17 protein-coding genes are annotated in these 23,973 nt (G+C 39.5%); 8 read left to right on the plus strand and 9 right to left on the minus strand.

Features of this window, described 5'->3' with window-relative positions; translation table 11 throughout:
- Window positions 1-8: 8 nt before the first annotated feature.
- Window positions 9-440, plus strand: coding sequence for a large conductance mechanosensitive channel protein MscL (gene mscL / locus GJB62_RS24495; RefSeq protein ID WP_114083761.1), 432 nt, complete (start codon window positions 9-11; stop codon window positions 438-440).
- 101 nt (window positions 441-541) lie between these two features.
- Here mscL and GJB62_RS24500 read toward each other — a convergent pair whose 3' ends face one another.
- A complete protein-coding gene (locus GJB62_RS24500) occupies window positions 542-2,221 on the minus strand; it encodes a DUF3352 domain-containing protein (RefSeq protein ID WP_114083762.1) in 1,680 nt (559 codons plus the stop codon).
- Window positions 2,222-2,774: 553 nt separating this feature from the next.
- On the opposite strand from GJB62_RS24500, the gene GJB62_RS24505 reads away from it, so the two are divergent.
- The 4 genes from GJB62_RS24505 to GJB62_RS24520 all read left to right on the plus strand — a co-directional run bounded on the left by GJB62_RS24505 (window position 2,775) and on the right by GJB62_RS24520 (window position 9,399).
- Window positions 2,775-5,414, plus strand: a complete 2,640-nt coding sequence (locus GJB62_RS24505) for a M1 family metallopeptidase (protein ID WP_114083763.1) — start codon at window positions 2,775-2,777, stop codon at window positions 5,412-5,414.
- Between the two features lie 637 nt (window positions 5,415-6,051).
- Window positions 6,052-7,776, plus strand: coding sequence for an AarF/ABC1/UbiB kinase family protein (locus tag GJB62_RS24510; protein WP_114083764.1), 1,725 nt, complete (start codon window positions 6,052-6,054; stop codon window positions 7,774-7,776).
- Window positions 7,777-7,802: 26 nt separating this feature from the next.
- Window positions 7,803-8,177 carry a hypothetical protein gene (locus tag GJB62_RS24515; RefSeq protein WP_114083765.1) on the plus strand — a complete coding sequence of 125 codons (375 nt, stop codon included), beginning with the start codon at window positions 7,803-7,805 and terminating at the stop codon, window positions 8,175-8,177.
- Window positions 8,178-8,514: 337 nt separating this feature from the next.
- Window positions 8,515-9,399: a hypothetical protein gene (locus GJB62_RS24520; RefSeq protein ID WP_114083766.1), complete on the plus strand. Its 885-nt coding sequence runs from the start codon at window positions 8,515-8,517 to the stop codon at window positions 9,397-9,399.
- A gap of 52 nt (window positions 9,400-9,451) precedes the next feature.
- On the opposite strand, the gene GJB62_RS24525 is transcribed toward GJB62_RS24520, so the two are convergent.
- The 8 genes from GJB62_RS24525 to GJB62_RS24560 form a co-directional block, all read right to left on the minus strand.
- A complete protein-coding gene (locus GJB62_RS24525; protein WP_114083767.1) occupies window positions 9,452-10,489 on the minus strand; it encodes an Npun_R2821/Npun_R2822 family protein in 1,038 nt (345 codons plus the stop codon).
- A 16-nt stretch (window positions 10,490-10,505) separates the two neighbouring features.
- Window positions 10,506-11,396: an Npun_R2821/Npun_R2822 family protein gene (locus GJB62_RS24530; RefSeq protein ID WP_114083768.1), complete on the minus strand. Its 891-nt coding sequence runs from the start codon at window positions 11,394-11,396 to the stop codon at window positions 10,506-10,508.
- Window positions 11,397-11,399: 3 nt separating this feature from the next.
- Window positions 11,400-12,380 (minus strand): Npun_R2821/Npun_R2822 family protein, encoded by a 981-nt coding sequence (locus tag GJB62_RS24535; RefSeq protein WP_114083769.1) that lies wholly within the window; start codon window positions 12,378-12,380, stop codon window positions 11,400-11,402.
- 3 nt (window positions 12,381-12,383) lie between these two features.
- Complete coding sequence (locus GJB62_RS24540; protein ID WP_114083770.1) at window positions 12,384-13,343, minus strand: glycosyltransferase family 10; 960 nt, start codon at window positions 13,341-13,343, stop codon at window positions 12,384-12,386.
- Window positions 13,344-13,371: 28 nt separating this feature from the next.
- Window positions 13,372-14,607, minus strand: coding sequence for a glycosyltransferase (locus GJB62_RS24545; RefSeq protein WP_114083785.1), 1,236 nt, complete (start codon window positions 14,605-14,607; stop codon window positions 13,372-13,374).
- A gap of 4 nt (window positions 14,608-14,611) precedes the next feature.
- Window positions 14,612-16,933: an ATP-binding cassette domain-containing protein gene (locus GJB62_RS24550; protein ID WP_114083771.1), complete on the minus strand. Its 2,322-nt coding sequence runs from the start codon at window positions 16,931-16,933 to the stop codon at window positions 14,612-14,614.
- A 310-nt stretch (window positions 16,934-17,243) separates the two neighbouring features.
- Window positions 17,244-18,407, minus strand: a complete 1,164-nt coding sequence (locus tag GJB62_RS24555) for a glycosyltransferase family 4 protein (RefSeq protein WP_114083772.1) — start codon at window positions 18,405-18,407, stop codon at window positions 17,244-17,246.
- A gap of 18 nt (window positions 18,408-18,425) precedes the next feature.
- Complete coding sequence (locus tag GJB62_RS24560) at window positions 18,426-19,268, minus strand: hypothetical protein (protein ID WP_114083773.1); 843 nt, start codon at window positions 19,266-19,268, stop codon at window positions 18,426-18,428.
- Window positions 19,269-19,675: 407 nt separating this feature from the next.
- Between GJB62_RS24560 and gloB the strand changes: the two genes are divergently transcribed.
- From gloB to GJB62_RS24575, 3 genes are all read left to right on the plus strand, one after another.
- A complete protein-coding gene (gloB, locus tag GJB62_RS24565; RefSeq protein ID WP_114083774.1) occupies window positions 19,676-20,449 on the plus strand; it encodes a hydroxyacylglutathione hydrolase in 774 nt (257 codons plus the stop codon).
- Window positions 20,450-20,703: 254 nt separating this feature from the next.
- Complete coding sequence (gene rplI / locus GJB62_RS24570) at window positions 20,704-21,162, plus strand: 50S ribosomal protein L9 (RefSeq protein WP_114083775.1); 459 nt, start codon at window positions 20,704-20,706, stop codon at window positions 21,160-21,162.
- Window positions 21,163-21,325: 163 nt separating this feature from the next.
- Window positions 21,326-23,956 (plus strand): replicative DNA helicase, encoded by a 2,631-nt coding sequence (locus GJB62_RS24575; RefSeq protein WP_114083776.1) that lies wholly within the window; start codon window positions 21,326-21,328, stop codon window positions 23,954-23,956.
- Window positions 23,957-23,973: the final 17 nt, after the last annotated feature.

The following is a 23,973-nucleotide window of genomic DNA, read 5'->3' on the forward strand; positions in this document are numbered from 1 at the left end:
TCTCAAGTATGGCAAGAGCAAGAAGAACAAGTGGCTTTTTAAGGGATTTTCAAGAATTTGCTTTCAAAGGTAATGTGATTGACTTAGCGATCGCAGTCATCATCGGTACTGCCTTCAGCCGGGTTATCACCTCCTTTGTTGAGGCTGTGATTATGCCATTGATTAACCCCTTGATTGGCGTGACTGGCAAAGAATTGAGAACAATCGCCATAGGCCCAGGAATTGTGATCGGTCAATTTCTTGGCGCAATCATTGACTTTTTAACCATTGCCTTAATTTTATTTGTAGCAATTCGCGCCTTACAAAAATTGAAGAGGCAAGAGGATGTTCCCGTAGAATCCCTAACATCAGACGCTAATGTCATAGCTCAGGAAAGGCTGACTGGGGCGTTGGATAGACTGAGCCAGACATTGGAATCTCGGAATAATCAAGTTTTGTAAGTGGGGGCAAGGGGAGCAATGGGAGCAGGGAGTAGAAGGGAAAGAGATAATTTTTAATTCTCCCCCTTGCTCCCTGCCCTCTGCCCCTTGTGCCCAATCCCCTATTTTGCAGAAGGCTTGAGAGCTAACAACATCTCTAATTCACTGGTGGATTTATCGGGGCTATTAGCAGTAAAACCAAGACCACGAATGGAATTGAGGATGGTGATGGTATTGGCATCAGATGAAATTAAACTATTGACCAGGGGCACAGTTTTAGTTTTATCCATATCCAGGTAGAAATAGCCGCCGTTGGGCTTTTGCAAAGAACCAGTAACGGCTTTGAAAGCGTCGCTATTATTAAGAGATTGATTCTTGCGATCGCTGATTGCGTCAGCAATTGGGCCACCAAGAGCCACAAATACAGTATCTTGATCCAGCCAACCATGCGCCAATAAAGCTCCCTGTTTAGGGATTTGCCATTCAGTTACGTCTTTACCACCAATATTTCTATTGGCAATGTTGATTTGTTGTACTTTGGCCAAAGTATCCAATTTTGTCAAGGTGGCTTCGGCTGTTTTGCGATCGCTAGTGTCAAATACTAAAGCACCGCCAAAACCAACACTGGCTAACACTCCTTGATTGGATGGAATAGCACCAAAGGCAAATTCCCCATTCATCCAACCAAAAATATCCTTATCTAGGTCAATATTGGCAATTTTCACTTGCCCTCGCGCTTGTTCCAGGGCCTGCTTCATTTCTGGATAATCTTTTGACTGTTCTACTAAGGTTTCCCAGCCACGGCTGATGCCATTGCCGCTAATCAGAGCAAAGGTATCAGTAGGAAATTGCCCGACTATATTTCCTGGACTTGATTGATACTGGAATTTATTCAGCTGCGGATCTAAATTAGCGATCGCTTTTACCCGCACTCCCGCATCATCAACACCAACACCCGCTACCACAGATTTGATCTGCTTCAGTTGCGCCAAGGCTTGTGGAGGTAACTGCTTTGCTTGCTGATTTCCGGCAGTTAACTGCTGTACCATACCTGCATAGTCTGGTACATAAATTTGGGCGAGGCTATTTTTAACATCCACTCCTTTACTGAGAATGCTACTTGCACCTTCTTTACTGGCAAAAGAAGACTGTCCCTTAAAGGTGTCAATTGCTTTTTCTACAGCTTGCTTTTCGGGGGCTAATATCAAGTGACTATTATTTAAAACTACGCTATATGTCGGTTTGCCATTTTCTGTAGTTTCAAGAATTTTTTGACCTTGGTAGTCAGATTCTTGGGATTTCACCCCTTTCTGTGACTTCAATTTGTTAGCAAAATTCAAGGCACTGATTTTATCCTTGATTCCCACTACTATCAGGATATTTGATTCCTGCTGTAAATTTGTTGGTACATTAGGTGCCCCGGAGGGCACTTTTAACTGTGCAGGTTTCACAGAATTTGGTGGTAGTACAGCAATCATCACACCACCAACCCAAGGCTTTATGTCTTTTTCATAAGAAACGTTACCGTCACTGAACATTTGCTTATTGAAATCTTCCAGACCTTTTGCCACTAACTTTTGTGCTTCTGGAGTGCCAAATTGCTGTAACTTTGCCCAAGCTTGAGGGTCAGTAGTAATATAAGTTGCCATCAATGCTGTTGAAGGTACTAATTTAGCACTGCCGAGAGCATCTGAGCTACTTCCTGATGGGCCTTTCAAATACATATAAGCCGCGATACTTCCTGCTACAACGAGAGCAGCACCAACCGCAGGAATGAAAAACTTTGATTTACTTTCGGGCATTTTATTATCCTCTTTTGCTCAGATTGTCACCGAGATTTATACAAGTGTCACTGTAGAGTTTTCGGATTTATTAATAATTTCCGCTCATCGATCGGTATTTACTGATAAAATTAGTAGTCCTATAAGCTAGCAGTCTCAAATAATTACCCTAAAAAAGACTCCAAGGGAATGAGGAGCGAATCCGCAAATGATATGCTGTTCATCTCAAATAAAATAGCCTGCTCAACAGCAGCAAGTTATCCTAAGTTATAAGAACAATTAGGAGTATTTGTACTTAATGAGAATCTATCGAGGTGCAAGAGACACTTGACTCGATGACAAAAAAGTGCAAAACATCAGTAAAAGGAAATGCGGGAGGGATATGGAAAAAAGTCCCAGGATCGATAGTCGATCTTCGGAAACTTGGGTGAGATTAAGTTCAATCCTCCAATCCCCAATGGGAATCTTAACCCCCATACTGCCCTATTGATTTGGGAAATACAGATACCGCTATTTTGCTTAATTACATCTAGCCAAGCCAGACTTTTCAGGATTACAAGGTCAGTAAGGATCAATGTCGAAGTCTTATTTTGATACAGATAATAACGGACACAAACCTTTTGAGTTACCGGGAGCAAGACCACACTACAATCCCGATCGCCCCGGACAGGTGGAGCATATTTTTCTCGATCTCAGCTTAGATATCCCTAAAAAAAGCTATCAGGGCATTTGTAGCATTCGCCTCTTGCCAATCCGTAATGGCATTGACCGTTTGACTTTGGATGCTGTCAACCTGAATATCGAGTCTGTGCAGGTGGACGATGTGCCACAAAATTTTGACTACGACGGGGAACAGCTTTCTATCCAACTTTCTGAGACGACTCAGATTGGTAAACGCTTGCTGATTGCGATCGCCTACTCGGTGGAAAAACCGCAACGCGGCATTTATTTTATCCAACCAGATAAGCACTATCCAAACAAGCCCACTCAGGTTTGGACTCAGGGAGAAGACGAAGACTCCCGGTTTTGGTTCCCCTGTTTTGACTATCCAGGACAATTGTCTACTTCCGAAATTCGCGTTCGTGTCCCCAACCCCCTCGTGGCGATTTCCAACGGCGAACTGATTGACACCACAGAAGATGGTGATTATAAAATCTACCATTGGTTACAGCAACAAGTTCATCCTACCTACTTGATGACTTTGGCAGTAGGTGACTTTGCCGAAATTCAGGATGAGTGGAAGGGTAAACCAGTCACCTACTACGTAGAAAAGGGACGGGAGGAAGATGCTAAACGCAGCATGGGCAAAACTCCCCGGATGATCGAATTTTTGAGCCAAAAGTATGGTTATCCATATCCTTTCCCGAAATATGCCCAGGTTTGTGTAGATGACTTCATCTTTGGCGGGATGGAAAACACCTCCACAACCTTGTTAACAGATAGATGTTTGCTGGATGAACGCGCCGCTTTAGATAACCGCAACACCGAAAGTTTAGTCGTCCACGAACTCGCCCACCAGTGGTTTGGTGATTTGGTGGTGATTAAGCATTGGTCTCATGCTTGGATTAAGGAAGGAATGGCTTCCTATTCTGAGGTGATGTGGACAGAACAGGAATATAGTCTAGAAGAAGCAGCTTACTATCGGTTTTTAGAAGCTCGTCGTTACATTAGTGAAGATAGCAGCCGCTACCGTCGCCCGATGGTAACACATGTTTACCGCGAAGCTATTGAACTTTACGATCGCCATATCTACGAAAAAGGGTCTTGTGTTTATCACATGATTCGCGCCCAATTGGGAGATGAATTATTTTGGCAGGCTATTCAAACATTTGTTCAAGATAATGCCCACAAAACTGTAGAAACTATAGATTTACTCAGGGCGATTGAAAAAGCTACTGGACATAATCTTTTGTTCCTCTTTGACCAATACGTTTATCGTGGTGGCCATCCCGATTTTAAGGTAGCTTACTCTTGGGATGGAGATGCTAAGTTGGCAAAAATTACGGTAACTCAAACCCAAGCTGCTGAAGATAAAAATGGCAGTAAGGATTTGTTTGATTTAAAAATACCTATTGGTTTTGGCTATACCCAACAAGAAGTAAGAAGTGAGGAGTTAGGAGTTAAAAATAATTCCAAACTCACAACTCCTAACTCACAACTCAAAGTTTTTGTAGTACGGATAAATGAACGAGAACAAAGTTTCTACTTTCCCTTAGAAAATAAGCCCCAATATATCAGCTTTGATGTTGAGAATAATTACCTAAAAACAGTAGCTTTAGAGTATCCAATAGCAGAGTTAAAAGCACAATTAGAATCTGATCCCAACCCAATTTCGCGCATCTATGCAGCAGAAGCTTTAACGAAAAAAGGCGGGTTAGAAGCAACAAAAGCACTATCTGCGTCCCTCAAAAATGACCCATTGTGGGGTGTGCGGGTGGAAGTGGCAAAACAACTAGCCAAAATTAATTTAGACCAAGCTTTTGATGGCTTGGCTCTGGGATTAAAAGATAAAAATGCTTACGTGCGACGATCTGTAGTGGAAGCACTTGCTCAAATCAAAACTGCTGAAAGCTATAAAGTTGTAAGAGGGTTGTTGCAAAAGGGCGATCCTAGCTACTACGTGGAAGCTGCTGCTTCTCGTGTGATTGGCGCGATCGCATCTGCAAACTTGGAAGAAAAACCCAAGGAAGATAAGGTACTAAAGCAACTCAAGGGCATTTTAGAAGAAAAGGCGGGTTGGAATGAAGTAGTGCGGAGTGGTGCGATCGCTGGTTTAGCTGAATTCAAAACCTCGGAAGCAGCTTTAAATCTACTATTCGAATACACCAAAATCGGTGTACCACAACCTCTACGTTTAGCCACAATTCGCGCTTTAGGAAAGATTTCTGTAGGTCAAAATCCGGTTAATTTGGAACGGATTTTAGAAAAATTAGCAGAACTAGCCAAAGAAACCTTCTTTTTAACGCAAGTGGCGGTAGCAGCAGCATTGGGACAAATGGAAACACCCAAAGCAGTCGGAATTTTGCGATCGCTAGCGGAACAAACAGCCGATGGGCGTGTCCGTCGCAATGCTGAAGAAGAAATTTCCAAGGTGCAAAAGAACATCGGTTCAGAAAAAACCCTCCGTCAATTGCGTGAAGATTTCGACCAACTCAAACAACAAAACCAGGAATTGAGAAGCCGTTTAGAAAACTTGGAGGCCAAATCTAAATAGCAGCAGATGATAATTAAAAGTTGGTAATTGGTAATTGTGGTAAAACCACTACCAATTACCAAAGTTGTATTTAACGTTCTAATTTTTATTATTCAAAAAGCTTCTTAATATACACTATCTTACAAAAATCGATTTTACTTAAACAGTTATTTTTTACACATATAACCTGATAATTTTCACTTAATTCGATAGGTATAAATAAACATAATATCAAGATTCATGACTTTCCCACATAAGTCGTGAATCCTTATCCTGAGAGGTTTCTGTTTAATTTAAGTTTATCTACTTACTACTGTGATATGTAGCTGAAAGCAAACATGGTTACGGATTTCTCATATCCTAACCAAATTTACAGATACAGGTAGATATTTATATTTATATAAAATAAGGTTAAGAAAAGATAAAATCATCGAAAAGATGGATAAGTAGTTGTAGTTTTATAAAGTATAATTAAGAAAAAGATAAACAAATCTAGGAAGTAATTTAGGCTAAAACTGTCTCGAACAGTACCCCAGAAAGGCAGAGTTCGAGTTGTTTCAGATAAAAAACTACCGCTATCTTTTGCCTACAACTAACTTGTGGGTTTAGTAGAGAAACAATCATTGTAAATTTTTCAGTTGAAGAGGCAAATAAAGGCGTGGGTCAGTATCAACCTACTCAGCTAAAGCTCTATAATCCAGATGCGATCGCTCGCTATTATAGTTACCGTCCTTGGCTAGCCTGGGGGCGACTGCTGAGAATTATCTCCTCTTTTGCAGTATTTATAATCAGTCTCAAGTGGGACGAATGGCAAGACAAAGTTGAGCAGAACAAGGGTAAACGAGCTATCCAGTTGCGAGAACTGCTCACCCGCCTCGGCCCGACTTTTATTAAAGTTGGTCAAGCCCTCTCCACCAGACCTGACTTAATACGTAAAGATTTTCTAGAAGAACTGATCAAGTTACAAGATCAGTTACCACCTTTCGATAATGCGATCGCTTACAAAATTATCGAAACCGAGCTAGATCGTCCAATTGATGAATGTTTTAGCGAACTCTCACCTCACCCAGTCGCAGCAGCTAGCTTGGGTCAAGTATACCGTGGTCGTCTAATCAGTGGCGAAGAAGTCGCAGTGAAGGTGCAACGCCCAAACTTACGCCCAACTCTTACCCGCGACCTCTATTTATTGCGCTGGGGTGCGAGTTGGGTAGCTCCTTGGTTGCCTCTGAATCTCGGTCACGACCTCACTTTAATCGTGGACGAGTTTGGCACGAAGCTATTTGAAGAAATCGACTATATAAATGAAGGCCGCAACGCCGAAAAATTTGCTAGCAATTTCCGCAACGACCCACAAGTTAAAGTTCCAGGAATTTACTGGCGTTATACCAATACCCACGTTTTAACCCTGGAATGGATTAACGGCTTCAAGCTGACGGATACTAAAAGCATCCGCGAAGCAGGTTTAGACCCAGAAGCGATTATCCAAATTGGCGTTACTTCAGGATTGCAACAGCTTTTAGAACACGGCTTCTTTCATGCTGACCCCCATCCCGGTAATCTATTTGCTGTACCCGATGGCCGGATGGCTTATATCGACTTCGGCATGATGGATCAGTTGGAAGAAAACACCAAAGAAACACTGGTAGATGCGCTAGTGCATTTGGTGAATAAAGACTATACCGATTTAGCCGAAGACTTCGTAAAATTAGGATTTCTGACTCCAGACACAAATATTTGCCCGATAGTGCCAGCATTAGAAGCGGTGCTAGGAAATGCCATTGGCAAAAATGTCAAGGATTTTAACTTCAAAACGATTACCGATGAATTTTCGGAACTGATGTACGAATATCCTTTCCGAGTTCCGGCGAAGTTTGCTTTGATTATTCGTTCCTTGGTGACTCAAGAAGGTATTGCCCTGAGCCTCAACCCAGATTTCAAAATTGTGGAAGTGGGTTATCCCTACATAGCACGGCGGTTACTGACAGGGGAATCGCCTGAGTTACGGCGGCGATTATTGAATGTGTTATTCAAAGATGGTAAATTTCAGTGGCAGCGTTTAGAGAATTTAATTGCGATCGCTCGTAGCGATAACAACTTTGATGTATTGCCCACAGCCCAAATGGGTTTCCAATTTTTAATGTCGGAAGAAGGCAAGTTTCTGCGGCGACAGCTGGTGCTGGCTCTCACTGAAGATGACCGCCTCCACACCGAAGATGTCCAACGCCTGTGGAACCTAGTTAAAGATGACTTAAAACCGGATCGTTTATTAAATGTAGCGATCGGCATCTTAACTAATTTATCTAGAGAAGGCGCGGCGGCTATTCTGCCAAAAGCTACATTTCTAGTGCCTTTTACTGGAAACCAGTCAGCAATTAAAAACTAAAAAACTATAAATCAGGAGTTTTAATAATGTACTATTTTCCTTTACAACCACCCTATTTCCTCTTACTCGTTGGCTTTTTGACAGCATTAACATCTGGTTTGGCATTATCTGGCACTTTGAAAGTAATTGTGCAGAATTGGCCAAGCGAAAAAGCAGAAAATACTGAACCACGTTCTTCTCTAAAACAATTACTTGTGCCATTTATCGGTATCACTGGCGGGACTTGTCTATTTCTGTCTTCAGGCTTAGAGATATTTGGCTTTCCCTCCACGTTGGCTTTAGGAGTCGGTCTACCAATTAGTTTGTTTACTTGTTTATTAGTTTGGTTGCAGCTGGGAAGTATGATGACCTTTATAGAACGAGAAGGGATGCAATCTTTAGATTTAGATTCTTTTTCTTAGATTGATAAAATATGTTTAAGTTATTGTTAACTGAACTGTCTTGATATAGGAATAAACTTAAATGCTCACCATAGCTGGTGAGCATTTATACTTTTGTAGTCAGCTTTTTTCAAGGCTTTAGTATAGATGCAATTAATTCATGTCTTAAAATCTTTTAGGGATTGCATAGAATTTTAGTAATTAGAGAAAAATAGGTACTATTACAGTAGTCAGCCCCTATATTATATATGTGAACATAGTGTTTGATTTAAATCGAAACAATTTGCATGATTCTTCTGTCTCTAAACAAATTTTTAATATTAGTCTCAGCCAAATTTTATTTCAACAATAAAATCTTATGAACCAAGAAAAATCAGACATTTGTTTTTGCACTTTAGCTTTAGGGAAAAGATACCGCTCTCATGCTTTCCTATTAGCTCAAGATATCGAAAAACATTCGCCAGGAGTATATTTAATTGTCCTAACAGATAAGCCAGAAGAATTTAAAATATATCCTAACGTTCTAGCATTTCAACATGAACAACATAGCATTGGTTGTTACCACGATAAAAGGTTTGTAATTGCCAAAGCAATATCACTGTTTAATACTTGTATATTTGTCGATGCAGATATCAGAATATTAGATAAGTTACAACCAGATATAAAATGGCTTCCTGGCATAACAGCAAGAAGTTGTACCAGTATTGTCAAACACAATCAAGAATATATTAATTCAGCAAATGATGATTTCAAGGCAAATAGAGTTAGAGATTTGACCATTCTGAGCAAACTAGCACAAAAACTAGACCTGGATTTAGAAGATACTAATATTCAGTTTGTCATGGAAATGTTATTTGTAGTTACAAGGCAAGATGGGCGGGAAATCGAATTTATTAAGCAATGGGAAACTATTGCACTTTACTGTGAGTTAAATGGTTTTTATAGTGCTGAGGGTTATGCAATAGGATTAGCTGCTGCTAAGGCGGGATTACCAGTTCGATGGGATGCTATGGACGGTATTGTTTATTTCAAGGATTGGGTAGAACGGCAGAAAATCAAAAAGGGACAAGCAAATCCAGATAAAACGCTGATATATTTTCAACAGCACGAAGCGATTGAATACCACAAAAATTCACTTTTCCAAAAGCTATTGCATAAACTAAATAAATTTATTGGTTATTACTATCGGTACTTACGTTTAAGACTTGCGGCATTAAGTAATTTTAATTTTTATCACCGATGAAAATTTTAAAAAATCAACAAGCTGATTTAATTGGTATATCTTTGCTGAGTTATTAATAACCACTAATTCTATCCTTGAAGTTACGATACTTTAATTTAATATTGTTTACTCTTTGCTGAATAAAACTACTAGTAGATTTTTGCAAAAGCGTTATCTGGCTTGGGCGGGTAAAACTTTGAGGCCGTTTTTCAGGTGATTTTAAATAGCGATAATATAAGAAAACATCACGGTAAGGAATATCTACATCTTCACCTCCACAAAGCCGCACAAAAGCTGAAGAAGACACACTCATATAGTGTAAGTAGGTCAATCTCCGCCCTTGGTCATAGAGGATATTATCTACCACATCAAATTTAGAACTCCAGTGATTACCAGTTGCCTGCTCGCAGTCATCAAAAGCAAAGTTATAATAGGAAATACCACTTCTCAACACCATGTAGTTAAATAAAGATTGGTCAGGTGCTAAAAAAGCCATGACATCTGCCTCACCCGATATTAATTTGCCCATTAAATCGGCTCTTATCGCTGGAGAAAAAATATTTTTCTTGGTTGCAAACCAACCAGCACAAAATACTTTATCTTGCAAGTTTTCTGAATTGAAAATTTGCTGTATTTGCTCTGGTGAACCATCAAAAATAAATTTTAAGTCAGATTTATATTGAAAATCATTGACTACCCAATCAGATGTATCTAATTTTTCATATACATAATCTACTGGCCCCATTAACAAGGTATCTGCATCAAAATAAATAAATCTATCAAAGGGGCCATCCACAGCACAAAATTTGCGGTGCATTGGTAACTCATAGAGTTCTGAAAAACCCCACTCTCGCCAAGTTCTTTGCGCTCTAGGATAATTTTTCCATATCTGAGTCGCAAAGTTATCCCAATAAGCTATGGAATCAGAATCTTCAAATAAGCTGACATTATCTCTAGATGCAATCTCTGCTTTCACCTTATCTAAGCGCTGATTATATGGAAGTATACAAATAGGAATTTTCCTACCAGCATTAGCTTCTATACTGTTGAGCAATGCTACTAGTTGGTCAAAGACAACATCATTGGCTAAGATGTAGATACCATCAATCATTGGGATACTCCTAATATTAAGTGCGGGCAGCAACAAAAGGAAATAAACGGCGAGTCAGTTTGGAGATGAAAGCGAATTTACCCTCATGGAGATAGCGATAGTGTTCCCACAATTGCCAATAGGGACTACCAGTTTTCATCCGTGTACCAGCCCAGTGGAGATATTTTAGTCGTTGTCCTCGGTCATAGAGGGCATAATCTTGCTGTTGGAAACTTTGTGAACCCGCCCAACTACCAGGCCCACCGCCAGGAATTTTGACGAGATTTCCTCGTTTGGCAATCAGTTTGAGAACAAGATAATTTAAAATTGGCTGGTCTGTAACTCCTTCAGAAAAATCGAAATATTCACGATGCGCTGCACACTCGCGCAAAGCTTCATCCATTTGTTCTTCGGTAATAACTCCTTTTCTCGAAGCCCAAAAGCCACTATTAAAAACATCTTGAAGTTGAGCATCAGAAAAAATTTGCTGCTCTTTCACAAATGGGGAAAAGATATTTCGTAGTTTGTCATTGGCATGATGGTAATCACAACAGAAGAAATCGACTTCTGAAAGTTTGTCTAAATTGTCGGCGATTTTTTCAAAAACGACAATATCTGTATCAATATAAATAAATTCATCTAAAGGGCCAAACCACGCCACCAGTTTACGCATTTTGTTTGGTAAGGCGAGGAAATCTCGATCAAAAATTTCTCCGATGCGTTTGGTAAATTTATCAATAAGTTCCAAATCGGGGAAAATTTGCACTTTGTGTAAGGTAGAAAGCTGTTCTGCTACCTTGTGATAATTTTCGTTAAATGGTATCAGATAAATAGTTACTTCTGGATCATAGTAACGAATACTATTTAGTAAAGCGATCGCATTATCAATAACACGATCGTTGGCAACAATATAAATTCCCCTACTCATAAATTATCCTTGGTTAATTAACTTAAGTTTTCGCAAAGCTCTTGTAAGTAAATTTGGTACTGGAGCGTCATTATAATTCTTAGGAGGGTTTTGAAAGATGGGACGCTTATCTGGTTCGTTTAAGTAACGATAGTAGAGAAATAAATCTCGATAGGGAAAATCAATATTTTCTCCAGCACAGACTGCTTGATTAATATTAGGAGGGATACCAATATAATGAAGGTAGGTTAGCCGATTCCCTTTGTCATAAAGAAGGTGTTCTCGTTCCTCGAAGTGCTTAGATGTGGCAGAACATCCTGTCTTTGCATTATCTGGTAGTTGACGAGCAAAGTTATAAATAGGAAGATTAGACCTCATTACCATGTAGTTTATCAGTGGTTGTTCTCCAGCACCGCCATACAAAATTTCCGCCTCACCATTTTGTAAATGCGATATCAGTAAATCTCTTTGTTCTGAGTTAAATGTTCCTCGTTTTGCGCCATAGAAACCGGAGCAAAAGATTTCAGAATCAATCCGCTTTTGCTCGAAAACTTCTAGTAATTTTGGCGAGTTAACATTATATATCTTACTAACGTCTTTAAATTGGAAATCGTAGACAACAAAATCATAAGTATCTAGCTTTTCAAACACTGATGCCAGAGAATTCATCACCAAGGTGTCTGCATCTAAATAGATAAATTTATCGAATGGCCCATCAAAGGCGCAAAAACGGCGGTGAGCGCCATACAACCGTGATTTACTCCGATTCAATCGCTCTGGTGCTGCTGAGAGCATAAATTGATCCCAACGGTTGATTGATTCTTGATTATCGTAAAGAAATACATTAGGGCGTTTAGCTATTTCATCAGCAATTCGCTGTGTCTGATCGTCGAAAGGATAGATACAAACAGGAGTTTCGGGGCCCAAAATAACATCAATACTGTTGAGCAAAGCCACCAGTTGATCGAAAACATAATCATTGCCAAGGGTACAAATACCATTCATAATTTATGAGTGTTGATCAACAAAGTTTGATAACCAGTTAAGTAAGTTTAATTTATGTAAAATGATTTGACGTGCTTCTGCGATCGCATCTTTGGCAGCATACCAAGCATCAGGTGTAGCTGTCACTTCTTTGATGTAGGCAATACCTTTTTCATCTAAACTGGGCAACCGCAAAAAGCTACCCGGTGGCAATAATTTATCAGCAGCCGGGCCACCATAGTAAATTGGTAGACACCAGGCAAGTAAACTATCCCAAAGTTTCTCACTGACATACCAATTATTATCAGCATAATTTTCAATTGCCAAATTGTAATAGTATGGTGCCATCCCATACCATTTATTACCTAGTTCTCCCGATTTTTTAGCCGATTCTGGTAAATTACGCCCATATAAATCAAATTTTATGCCACTAGATTGTAGCGACTGCAAAAAGTCTAAACGCTGGCGATGTTTGGCTGTACGACTGATTCCCGAAGTAATCCAACTACATGGGGCAACCTTTTGAGGTGGTGGCATTTCATTTAAATCTTGAAATGAATTTGAATGATACCAAATAGCAGGCATATAGTCAGGAGTCGGGGCAAAATCATCGGGGCCAGAAATGTAGCCGCAATACTTCTGGGCTTGCTGATAATTATGATTAGTTATTTCGACAATTTCATCTAAAGGTGGTTCTCTTAGCAAATAAATAATCCGCTCTTTGTTGACACCACGCAGTAGAGAATCAACATTTACTACTGATTTTTGCTGCCGTTTGCGAAAGCTATCTAACCAAGATTTTTGTGGCGCTGCTTGGGGAAAATCAAATTGATACATCAGTAGAAAATCTGGTTTGGTTGCTAGCGCCTGCATTTGCATATTGCCCCAAACTCCAAATTGATGCGGGGTTTGTTGCCACAGCCAATCGGCTCTAGTTTCTAAACCTCGATAGCCACTAATCATACCTACAGTTTTTATAGTCATTTTAGTTATTTGTCATTAGTTATTTTACTTACACAATCAGTTGGGGTAGCAGAGATTCATCAACATAACTAAGAATTTTTGCGGCTCGATTTTCCCAAGAAAACTGCTTGACAAATTCGATACTATCTGGATAACCTTCTATTCTTCTAGGATGAGTTTCTAAAACCTGCTTCAGACTTTCGGCAAATTTGCTTGGGTTATCTGGTTCACACCAAGCAGCGATGGCTTCGCCAACACCTCCGGTGAACGCTTTTGTATCTTGAAACTCAACTAATGAAGGAATTTCCGTCGAGACAATTGGAGTTCCAGAGGCGAAGTAATCAAACAGCTTTAAAGGAGATGTGAAAGTTGCTGCTTTTCCCGAACAATGAGGGTGAGCTAAAACATCTGCTGCTTGTAGCAAAGATGCTAACTCATTATGCAAGACATAGCCCAAAAATTGAATATTATAAACCTGTTTTTCTTTCACCAATTGCTGATAATATTCTACTTCTGCTGGCTTACCTCCTGCACAGGCAAATTGTACATTAGGCATTTCATTAGCCACATCAATTAGTACATCAATACCTTTAAATTGCTGTAACGCTCCCGCATAAACTACCAATTTTTGGTTTGCATCTCGCAATAGTTTTTGTCGCCATTCTGCGGCTTTTTCTGGTTGTCTCTGCATAAACAAACGATTGAAACCATTGTGCAGCTTAATTACTTTTTCTGGCGGCATTCCATTTTTAATCATGCTTTCACGGATTGTTTCTACAACGGTGACAGCTATTTGTAACAGTGGATTTGTAACAATTTCTTGCTCAAATGGTTTCTCTTCATGGTGGTGGTGTTCATAAATTGCCGGAATGCCATTTTTGATGGCAGCTTTGACAAAATTCCAGTTGCGACTATGGACAAGTTTAGTAGTTGGAAGTATATGAAATGGTAAATAGTACTTGCTTGCAATGGTGTTGGAGTCAGTAAATTTGCTCGAAAAATGGTCAATCGGCCAAGGCATCGGTAATGGAGCAACTTTTAATTTGTCATGAAGATTGTAATATTCAATAAGTTCTGTTGGGGTTTTTCTCGGTTGAAAAGGACGCAATAAATTAATTGGGTTATTAGCTTTTGCTCCTTTTTCAGGGTATACCAAAACTGTTGAGTATCCCAAGTTAGCGGCGGCATTAGCTGCATTTGTAGACTGCACTAGATGAGCCTCTGGCTGGGGTAATTCTTCACCGATGAAAAAAATGTAGTGTTTTTTTAAAGTATTATTTTTCATAATTTTAGACATTAATACTATCCTCAAATTTTTCTAAATTATTCAGAAGACATATAGTAGATTCATAAGTTTCACTAATTAATTCATTTGGCTCTTGGGGAGTGTCTATCAAATTATCTGCTAGAGAGCGGAGAGAGCTAAGTATGAGATTAAGAGAAGTTCTAAACTCAACGGAAAGATGATTAAAGTTTTGATAATAGTCGCTGATGATATTTTGATTTTGGTCAGAAATTGAGAGAATCTGCCCCCTTATTTGTAAGTTAATCACATCCTCAAAAATATCAATGGTGTTGAGAATTCGCCAGGCTGATTTGTAAGAGTCTTCAATTAATTTGTGCCGTTCTTGAGAATCGTTTTCCAGATCATCAAGCAATAAGCGCAGTAATCCAATCATTGAGTTCAACTGTGTCCGAATTTCGTGAGAGATACGGAGCAAGCTTTGATTGTGTTTAGTAGCGGCTTCAGGACGATCGACAAATTTCTTTGAGTTTAGGCGCATTGCCTTAATAATTTTTGTCTGAATCAAATTTTTATTAGGGCGATCGCTAAATTGCATTGAGTACAGGCGTGAGTAGTAAGCACCTTTTTGCAAAAGTTCTTCATGGGTTCCCACTTCTACTACCTGTCCTTGATCTAACACAGCTATTTGATCGGCTTTTTGGACTGTAGAAAGGCGGTGAGCAATTACTAAGGTGGTGCGATCGCGACTAAGATCGTCAAGTGCAGATTGTACTAATCGTTCGGAAACGGTATCTAAAGCGCTGGTGGCTTCATCTAAAATCAGAATTTCGGGATTTTGGAGGAGGGCGCGAGCGATCGCTAATCTTTGCCTTTGTCCACCCGACAACATTACGCCGCGATCGCCAATTAGGGTGTCAAATCCTTGAGGCAATTTGCTAATAAACTCATAAGCATTTGCCCGCTTTGCTGCTGTCAAAATCTCATCGTCAGTAGCCTCTGCTCGCCCATAGGCGATGTTATTTTGCACCGAGTCATTAAAAAGAAAGGTATCTTGACTGACAATCCCCATCCGCTTCCGTAGGGATACTAGCTCGAACTCCCGCAAATCGGTGCCGTCAATGGTAATACTGCCAGCGATCGGGTCATAAAATCTGGGTAAAAGGTCTGCCAAAGTAGATTTACCAGCCCCAGAACCGCCTACCAATGCTAAGGTTGTACCACGCGGTAAATATAAATTTACATCTTTGAGTACCAACTTTTCATGACCAGGGTAGGCAAAGCAAAGAGAATTAAAAGACACTCCTTCTTCTAATTTTGTGTAGGGAATCTTACCTTTCTCCATGAACGGCTTATCGTGCAAGCTTAAAAACTCATTCGTTACATCCACACTAGCTGCGGTACTAGCAAAGTTGCTGCGAATAGTATTTAACTGAGAAATCAATGGCAACACTCGCAGCAGCACTAATAAATATGTCAGGAGTACGGTAGAAAGAGAAGAAACCTGTTGAGCAAAGAAGGTTTTGCTCAAAAGTACAATCAGCAGTAAAGCTGTAATACCCATTACCTCACTTAGAGGTGTAATGGCTTCCGAATTAACTTGAGATTGGAAATCTGCTAATTCGCGATCGCGAATTAGTTTTTTAATCCGTTGATATTCTTTTTCTTCATTTCCCGTCGATTTTACCAATCGAATTCCGTTCAGAGTTTCCAGTACGGAGACTGAATATGCTCTAGACATCTCACTCAGTTGCTTCCCAAAATTTCTCGACCGGGAAATGGCGTACTGATTTACTAACGTCACCAACGATAACAAAAGCGTAGCAGCAATTGTCAACTGCCAAGAAATTGACAGCAACAAACTGACAAAAACTAAAATTGTGATTCCCAGGATAACTATCCTGACGATACTGCCTATAGAACTTGCAGATCGACCAATTTCTCCACCAAGACGGTTGATTAAATCACCAACCTTAGTTTTGGCATAATAATCTATATCAATTTCTAGTAATAGCTTTAACCCAGTTTCGCGCATATCTGATGTGAGCTTTCGGGTTAAAGAACTCGATGCTAAGGAACTGGCATAAGTAGCTAAATTCTTTAAAATAATTGTGAAGATAATTGCCCCAGCCATTACTCCTATCCGGTAAGGTTCTGGAGTATTATCAAAGGGAGATATCATCGTTTTTAGGATAGGAGGAGCAGTACTTAAATCTACTTCTTGTCCCACGATTTTTAAAACCACCGGCACAATTAAAGCGGTGCTAATCCCATTAAATAAAGCTCCAGAAAATCCTAACAATATTGTCAGTAGAATCAAACCTGGATAGGGTCTAGCGAATCGTAATAGCAGTTTTCTGGTAGACATTGGGTATTTCTATGCAATTTTCAATTATTAATATTATTCACAAATTACTTGCCAAACTTGCTAATATCAAATAGACAAACTAAATAATTTTCAATATTCCAACAAATGAGGCAGTTATTGCTGGAAGAATATTGCCCTATCACAAGGGGAGATTACAAGAGCGATTTTTTACTGCCGCCATCAAAGTGAGCTTGTGGTTTGAGTTCTCACAACTTTTGCGTGGTCTCAATTTATCCAAGATTGAACCCCCAACTTAAAAGTTCCTCTACCTCCCGCTTTCTTCAATTTACCCTTCATTCCATATTAATATTTACAACCGAGAAATTACCGACTTTAACACCGAAGCCATAGCCTCTATACTATAGTGTTCTACACATCTTTTTCTTGCCTTGATACCTTGCTGGTTTGCTGACTCTAAATTCTGAAAAATCCATTGAATCTGTTCAGCAATCTGTTCAGGACAAGCAGGCTCGACTAAATAACCAGTATCACCTAATATTTTGGGAATATCTCCAACGCGCGTTGATAATACAGGTTTAGCCATTGCCATTCCATCTGTCAACTTCAGGGGAAATTGAGCGCGAGTTTCTGGGGTATCTCGTTGGGGAACAACTACAATGTGAGCTGCTGCTACTAAATCAGGCATCACATTCGCTGGATACTTTGGTAATTTGATAATCCAGCGTCCCCACTTTTGTTGGAGTTGCTGATCGTAATCATCATAAGGACTACCACCTACAATCACTAGTCTTAAGTCTGGTTGATTGATTTTATCGAGCGCGATGAGAACATCTTCTAGACCTTTGTAGGGTCTTGGCGCACCAGGAAACATTAAAATACGATATTCAGATAAACCATAACGATTTCTGCTGGACTCAGCATCATATCGAGCAGGATCAAATAAAGCAGTATCCTTACCATTGGGAACAAATGTACCCCCAAAACGCTGCTGCAAAAAGTTAGTATGCACCGTCACCGCATCAGCGCTACTTACCAAACCTTCCATCCATTTCACGTACAAAGGATGATAAGGATTTCTAAGTGCGCCATCTGATTTCAACAAATCTCTGGCTAATTGTTTGGGTGTGAAATTATAATGCCAGTCATCGCCACCATACCAACTGAGTTCCCAATCATCTATGTCTAAAATTAAGGCTTTTTGGCTAAATAGTTTCTTTAATAAGGCAACTCCAAAACTCGCTATTTGTGGTTTTATTGCATAAATGATATCTCCATTAATTTTTGGTAAGATTTTGTTAATTTCTCCGAAGAAATCTGGAAAATTTTTACCCGGCAAATTATAAACGTTTAATTCTGATGGTAAATTTCGATATAAGTTATTTCCAAATAAAAACCCCATAATTTCAACTTCATATTCTAAGTTTCTTAGGGCTGTTGCTATCAAGTATGCACGCAAAATAGCTGCACTTGATAAATCAGAAACCAACAGCGATATCTTGGAAAAATTTTTCACTGTTTTTATACTTAATTTTTATTTAATGCGCCAAGGATTTGTAACTTGATTCGGTAAAAATACTTTAGCAAATCTGTCAAAAACCCTTGTATATAAGGAACGACTAATATCTTTAGCATATTGAGGACGATAAGGATAAGTACAGTGAAGAACTTTAATTGTATCCTGAATATCATAAGCATCCTGCCACTTGCTGAGATAATTATAGGTTGGTGGTAAGATTTTCTTATGAGGTTGTACAGATGCGATCGCAGAAGCAAAAGCCCCTTGGTCTTTTAAAAGTAATTTATCTTGATTATTTTTGACAATCTCAAAATAACGTTTAAATTCGTCAAAAAATATCTTGGTTACTTCTGTTTTCCGAAAAGCCATAAAACCGCCATTATACTGCACACTATCTGCTTGTAATGGCAATCCTACCGATTGCAAAATTGGCAAAACATTTGGCAAAAGGTCTTCTTGTTTACCACGTAATAAGTTTGTAGCCTTAAGAATAGAAGGTTGCACATCTTCGGTTAGTAAAAACTCATATTCATCTAAATAGTCAAATACATCATTGATATCTGTAAGTAAACAAATATCCGAATCTAGATAAATCGTTTTATCAAACTCAGAAGCTTCATATAGAGCCAATTTTGCTTGTCGCGATGCCAAAACAGTATTTTCGTTTGCAGGTGCTGGTTTTAAAATTACATTTTTGAATGCCTTTAGCAAGGGATAAAGAACTATTGGAACTTGGTCAATTAAAATAATAATTGGCTCTTGATGAAACTTTCTGACTGCTGCTAAAAAATGAATACAATCTTGAAACGAATAAAGCCCAGTTAGAATTGTAATAAAACCTTTAGTTGGTGTTGACATAAATCAAATGAATAATTTTTGTTGACTTTGAAAATTAGATAGGTATTTATTGTCATAAAATCTTACTCTAGTTTGAGTTATAGTCAAATTCGATAGAGTAGAGATCAGCAAAATATGAATTTGAATATTGATTATGTTTAAGCAAAAAAAATATTAAAATAAATTTAACTTTATATTTATAACTATTTCCAGAGAAAATTCACTGATAAATTCATCTAATTTTTACTTTATTTAAGTAAAAATACTGTGTAAACACAGAAGTATAATATCATAGGTAATATTGCACTACAGCTATAATAAACAAAGTATAAACACTTGATATAGCTTGTGAATGTAGCACTATTATTCACTGGAATCTAGGATTGCTACTCAATACCAAACATTTATGTTGTAAGGGAGCAGAGGTAATGCAGGTAATCCGTCTGGAAGCACTCTCAGACAACTACATATTCTTGTTATATGACGACAAACGCAATATCGCGGCTGTTGTCGATCCAGCAGAGGCTCAACCAGTTTTAAAGAAACTAGCAGAGTTAAAAGCTGAGTTGGTAGCAATTTTTAACACGCACCACCATAACGATCATGTGGGTGGTAATAAGCAATTAATCGAACAATTTCCCCAATTGATAGTTTATGGAGGAGCCGAGGATCGTGGTAGAATTCCCGGACAGCAGGTATTTTTGCAACAAGGCGATCGCGTCGAGTTTGCAGACAGCATAGCTGAAGTTATCTTCGTTCCTGGACATACCCGCGCTCACATCGCTTACTATTTTCCACCTCAAAAAGGTAGTGAGACAGGCGATTTATTTTGTGGTGATACCCTATTTTCCGGCGGTTGCGGTCGTTTATTTGAAGGAACACCGACCCAAATGGTAGATTCTTTAAGCAAACTGCGTTCTCTACCTGATAATACACGCATCTGGTGTGCCCACGAATACACCTTAAAAAATCTGCAATTTGCCTTAACTGTGGATGGCGACAACGCTGACTTACAAAGACGCTTCAACGAAGTAAAAGCTTACCGTAGTCGAGGAGAAGCTACCATCCCTTCATTGCTAGGAGTGGAGAAGCACACCAATCCATTTTTACGTTGGGATCAGCCATCATTACAATCAACTGTTAAGAGTAGCGATGGAGTGCAAACTTTTGCGCGGATACGGGAAATGAAAAATAACTTTTAGGGATTGGGAATGGGGAATTGAGAATTGAGGAGAATAGCATTAGCTCTTCCCCCTCTGCTCCCTGCCCTCTGCTCCCTTGCTTCTCCCCCATTCGCCATTCCCTTCAACTTTTTAGTGAGAATAGTTGCGATCGCACCCTTCCTTTCGCTACGATCTGTAAGCTTTAGGGTGTAGGCAAAGAAGCTTGGAATACAGCAGTGACATTGTGAGCTATCAAGCCTTACCCAAATTAATCAGATTTTACAGGAAAAACGATGGCGAAACGCGTACAGTTAGTTTTAAATCAAGATATCAGCAAGCTGGGGAAATCTGGCGACTTAGTGGAAGTAGCTCCCGGCTACGCTCGTAATTATCTGATTCCCCAAAAATTGGCAACTAATGCCACTCCTGGTATTCTCAAGCAAGTAGAACGCCGTCGTGAGCAAGAGCGTCAACGGCAATTAGAACTAAGACAACAAGCTCTTGAGCAAAAAGAATCTCTTGAAAAAGTTGGTAGCTTGACAATTGCCAAGCAAGTTGGTGAAAACGAAGCAATTTTCGGTACTATCACCACCCAAGATGTTGTAGATGCAATTAAGGCAGCTACTGGTCAAGAAATTGATCGGCGTGGAATTACCATCCCCGATATTAACCACCTTGGTACTTACCAAGCCGAAATCAAGCTGCATTCTGATGTAGCGGCACAAATCGATATTCAAGTCGTCGCTAGTTAACTCAGAAGGGGGACGAGGGAGCAGGGGTAATAATTCCTAACTCTGCCAATTTTAGATTTGGAATTTTGGATTTTTGATTGAAGAAAAAATCTAAAATCTAAAATCTAAAATTGCATAACTCCCATACTCCCGGCTAGCAAAATCGTCAAAACTAAAATCGTTTATGGCTGAAGAACTGAATTTTAAAGGTGATGGTAGCGATCGCCTCCCCCCACAAAATATTGAGGCCGAAGAAGCGATTTTGGGGGGTATTTTGCTAGATCCAGAAGCGATTAGTCGAGTTAGCGATCGCCTCCTTCCCGAAGCTTTTTACATTAGCGCCCATAAAGATATTTATCAGGCAGCTGTGAGGCTCCACACCCAAGGTAAACCCACAGATTTGCTTTCAGTCACAAGTTGGCTGACTGACCATGAGATGCTTACCCGCATAGGCGGCAGAAATAAATTAGCAACTCTGGTAGACCGCACAGTGTCAGCCGTGAACATCGATGCCCTCGCAGGGTTGGTGATGGAAAAATACCTGCGGCGGCAGTTAATTAAAGCTGGCAATGAAATTGTACATCTTGGTTACGAGACAGAAACCGAGTTACCAACTGTTTTAGATCAGGCAGAACAGAAAGTATTCGGCGTAACCCAAGAGCGTCCCCAATCGGGTTTAGTTCACATTTCTGATACTTTAATTAATAATTTTCAGGATATTGAGGATCGAAATCAAGGCATCGCCTTACCTGGTGTTCCCTGCGGATTTTACGATTTAGATGCCATGACCAGTGGCTTTCAGCGTTCTGATTTAATTATTGTCGCTGGCAGGCCATCAATGGGAAAAACAGCATTTTGCTTAAACCTTGCTCATAATATAGCTGCTTCTTATAAATTACCAGTTGCTTTTTTCAGCTTGGAAATGTCCAAAGAGCAATTGACACAACGTTTATTAGCTAGTGAAGCGCAAATTGAAAGTAGTTATCTGCGGACTGGTCGCCTCAGTCAAACACAATGGGAACCTTTAAGCCGTGCTATTGGTATCCTTTCCGAGATGCCAATTTATATTGACGACACGCCGAATATTACAGTTACACAAATGCGTAGTCAGGCAAGAAGACTGCAAGCGGAAGTTGGAACTGAATTAGGATTAATTGTAATAGATTACTTGCAATTAATGGAAGGAGCAGGCGATAATCGAGTTCAAGAATTATCAAAAATTACGCGTCAACTCAAAGGTTTAGCGCGAGAATTATCTGTACCAGTTATTGCTTTATCTCAGTTGAGTCGAGGGGTGGAAGCGCGTACTAACAAACGCCCGATGTTATCAGATTTGAGAGAGTCTGGTTGTTTAGCAGGCGATAGTCTGGTGACATTAGTAGATAGCGGACTGCAAGTGCCAATTAAGGAATTAGTAGGTAAATATGGTTTTGCAGTTTGGGCATTGAACGAAGCTACAATGCAGCTAGAAAAGGCAATTGTTAGCAATGCTTTTTCCACAGGTATAAAGCCTCTGTTTACTTTAAAAACTCGATTGGGGCGGAAAATCCGTGCCACAGGTAATCACAAGTTTTTAACAATTAATGGCTGGAAAAGACTTGATGAATTAACTCCTAAAGAACATCTATGTTTACCAAGACATCTCCCCAGTTCTGGTAAACAAACTATGACTTATGCCGAAGTTGCATTATTAGGGCATTTAATTGGCGACGGTTGTACATTGCCACGTCATGCCATACAGTACACTACCAGAGAGATAGATTTAGCTCAGAATGTTGCTTTCTTGGCAAGAGAAGTTTTTGGAGACTCAATTGTTCCTAGAATTTCACCTGAACGTGGCTGGTATCAAGTTTACTTATCCGCAGCACAGCATCTAACTCATAGTGTTAGAAATCCAATAGCCAAATGGCTAGACTCTCTGGATGTTTTTGGTTTAAGGTCTTACGAAAAATTTGTACCTCAAGAATTGTTCTCACAACCCCAAGAGTTAATAGCGTGCTTTCTAAGACACCTTTGGAGTACAGATGGTTGTATCAACTTAATTGCAGGAAAAAAGCCAAGACCTATTGCATTTTATGCAAGCAGTAGCGAGAGACTAGCTTTTGATGTACAGACACTTTTATTAAGGCTTGGTATTAATGCAACACTCAGGACAGTTCCTCAAGTTGGGAAAGGCAGAAATCAATATCATGTAATAATCACTGGTAAGCCCGATCTTCAGTTATTTATTATTCATGTTGGAGCAGTAGGAGAATATAAGCTACGTTCACTCCAAGATATTTTCCAACACCTTGAAAACAGTATTCACAACCCTAATAAAGATATAATTCCGAAGGATGTTTGGAAAATGGAGGTTGTACCTGCGATGCAAGCTATCGGCTTCACCACACGGATATTACAAGCCTCTATTGGAGTTTCGTATTGTGGCTCTACTCTTTACAAAGCAAATTTAAGTCGAGAAAGAGCTTTAAAAGTTGGCAACATTGTTCAATCATCTAAACTGGTTACTCTTGCCAAAAGTGATGTTTATTGGGATGAAATAGTTTCAATTGAATATAGTGGCGAGGAAGAAGTGTTTGACCTCACCGTTCCTGGTTTGCATAATTTTGTTGCAAATAATATTATTGTTCACAATTCCATTGAACAAGACGCGGATTTAGTAATCATGCTGTACCGCGATGAATACTACTCTCCCGATACTCCCGATCGCGGCATTGCAGAAGTAATTATAGCTAAACACCGCAACGGGCCTACAGGGACAGCGAAACTTTTGTTTAATCCACAGTTTACAAAGTTTCAAAATTTAAAAATTTAGCCGTTGAATTGGGGACT

This window comes from Nostoc sp. ATCC 53789, from assembly GCF_009873495.1.
GTDB classification, from domain to species: domain Bacteria; phylum Cyanobacteriota; class Cyanobacteriia; order Cyanobacteriales; family Nostocaceae; genus Nostoc; species Nostoc muscorum_A.

Excerpts from the sequence above, each read along its gene's own strand:
- mscL (WP_114083761.1), top strand. The coding sequence starts at position 9 with ATGGCAAGAGCAAGAAGAACAAGTGGCTTTTTAAGGGATTTTCAAGAA.
- GJB62_RS24500 (WP_114083762.1), bottom strand. The coding sequence starts at position 2,221 with ATGCCCGAAAGTAAATCAAAGTTTTTCATTCCTGCGGTTGGTGCTGCT.
- GJB62_RS24505 (WP_114083763.1), top strand. The coding sequence starts at position 2,775 with ATGTCGAAGTCTTATTTTGATACAGATAATAACGGACACAAACCTTTT.
- GJB62_RS24515 (WP_114083765.1), top strand. The coding sequence starts at position 7,803 with ATGTACTATTTTCCTTTACAACCACCCTATTTCCTCTTACTCGTTGGC.
- GJB62_RS24520 (WP_114083766.1), top strand. The coding sequence starts at position 8,515 with ATGAACCAAGAAAAATCAGACATTTGTTTTTGCACTTTAGCTTTAGGG.
- GJB62_RS24525 (WP_114083767.1), bottom strand. The coding sequence starts at position 10,489 with ATGATTGATGGTATCTACATCTTAGCCAATGATGTTGTCTTTGACCAA.
- GJB62_RS24530 (WP_114083768.1), bottom strand. The coding sequence starts at position 11,396 with ATGAGTAGGGGAATTTATATTGTTGCCAACGATCGTGTTATTGATAAT.
- GJB62_RS24535 (WP_114083769.1), bottom strand. The coding sequence starts at position 12,380 with ATGAATGGTATTTGTACCCTTGGCAATGATTATGTTTTCGATCAACTG.
- GJB62_RS24540 (WP_114083770.1), bottom strand. The coding sequence starts at position 13,343 with ATGACTATAAAAACTGTAGGTATGATTAGTGGCTATCGAGGTTTAGAA.
- GJB62_RS24545 (WP_114083785.1), bottom strand. The coding sequence starts at position 14,607 with ATGAAAAATAATACTTTAAAAAAACACTACATTTTTTTCATCGGTGAA.
- GJB62_RS24550 (WP_114083771.1), bottom strand. The coding sequence starts at position 16,933 with ATGTCTACCAGAAAACTGCTATTACGATTCGCTAGACCCTATCCAGGT.
- GJB62_RS24560 (WP_114083773.1), bottom strand. The coding sequence starts at position 19,268 with ATGTCAACACCAACTAAAGGTTTTATTACAATTCTAACTGGGCTTTAT.
- gloB (WP_114083774.1), top strand. The coding sequence starts at position 19,676 with ATGCAGGTAATCCGTCTGGAAGCACTCTCAGACAACTACATATTCTTG.
- rplI (WP_114083775.1), top strand. The coding sequence starts at position 20,704 with ATGGCGAAACGCGTACAGTTAGTTTTAAATCAAGATATCAGCAAGCTG.
- GJB62_RS24575 (WP_114083776.1), top strand. The coding sequence starts at position 21,326 with ATGGCTGAAGAACTGAATTTTAAAGGTGATGGTAGCGATCGCCTCCCC.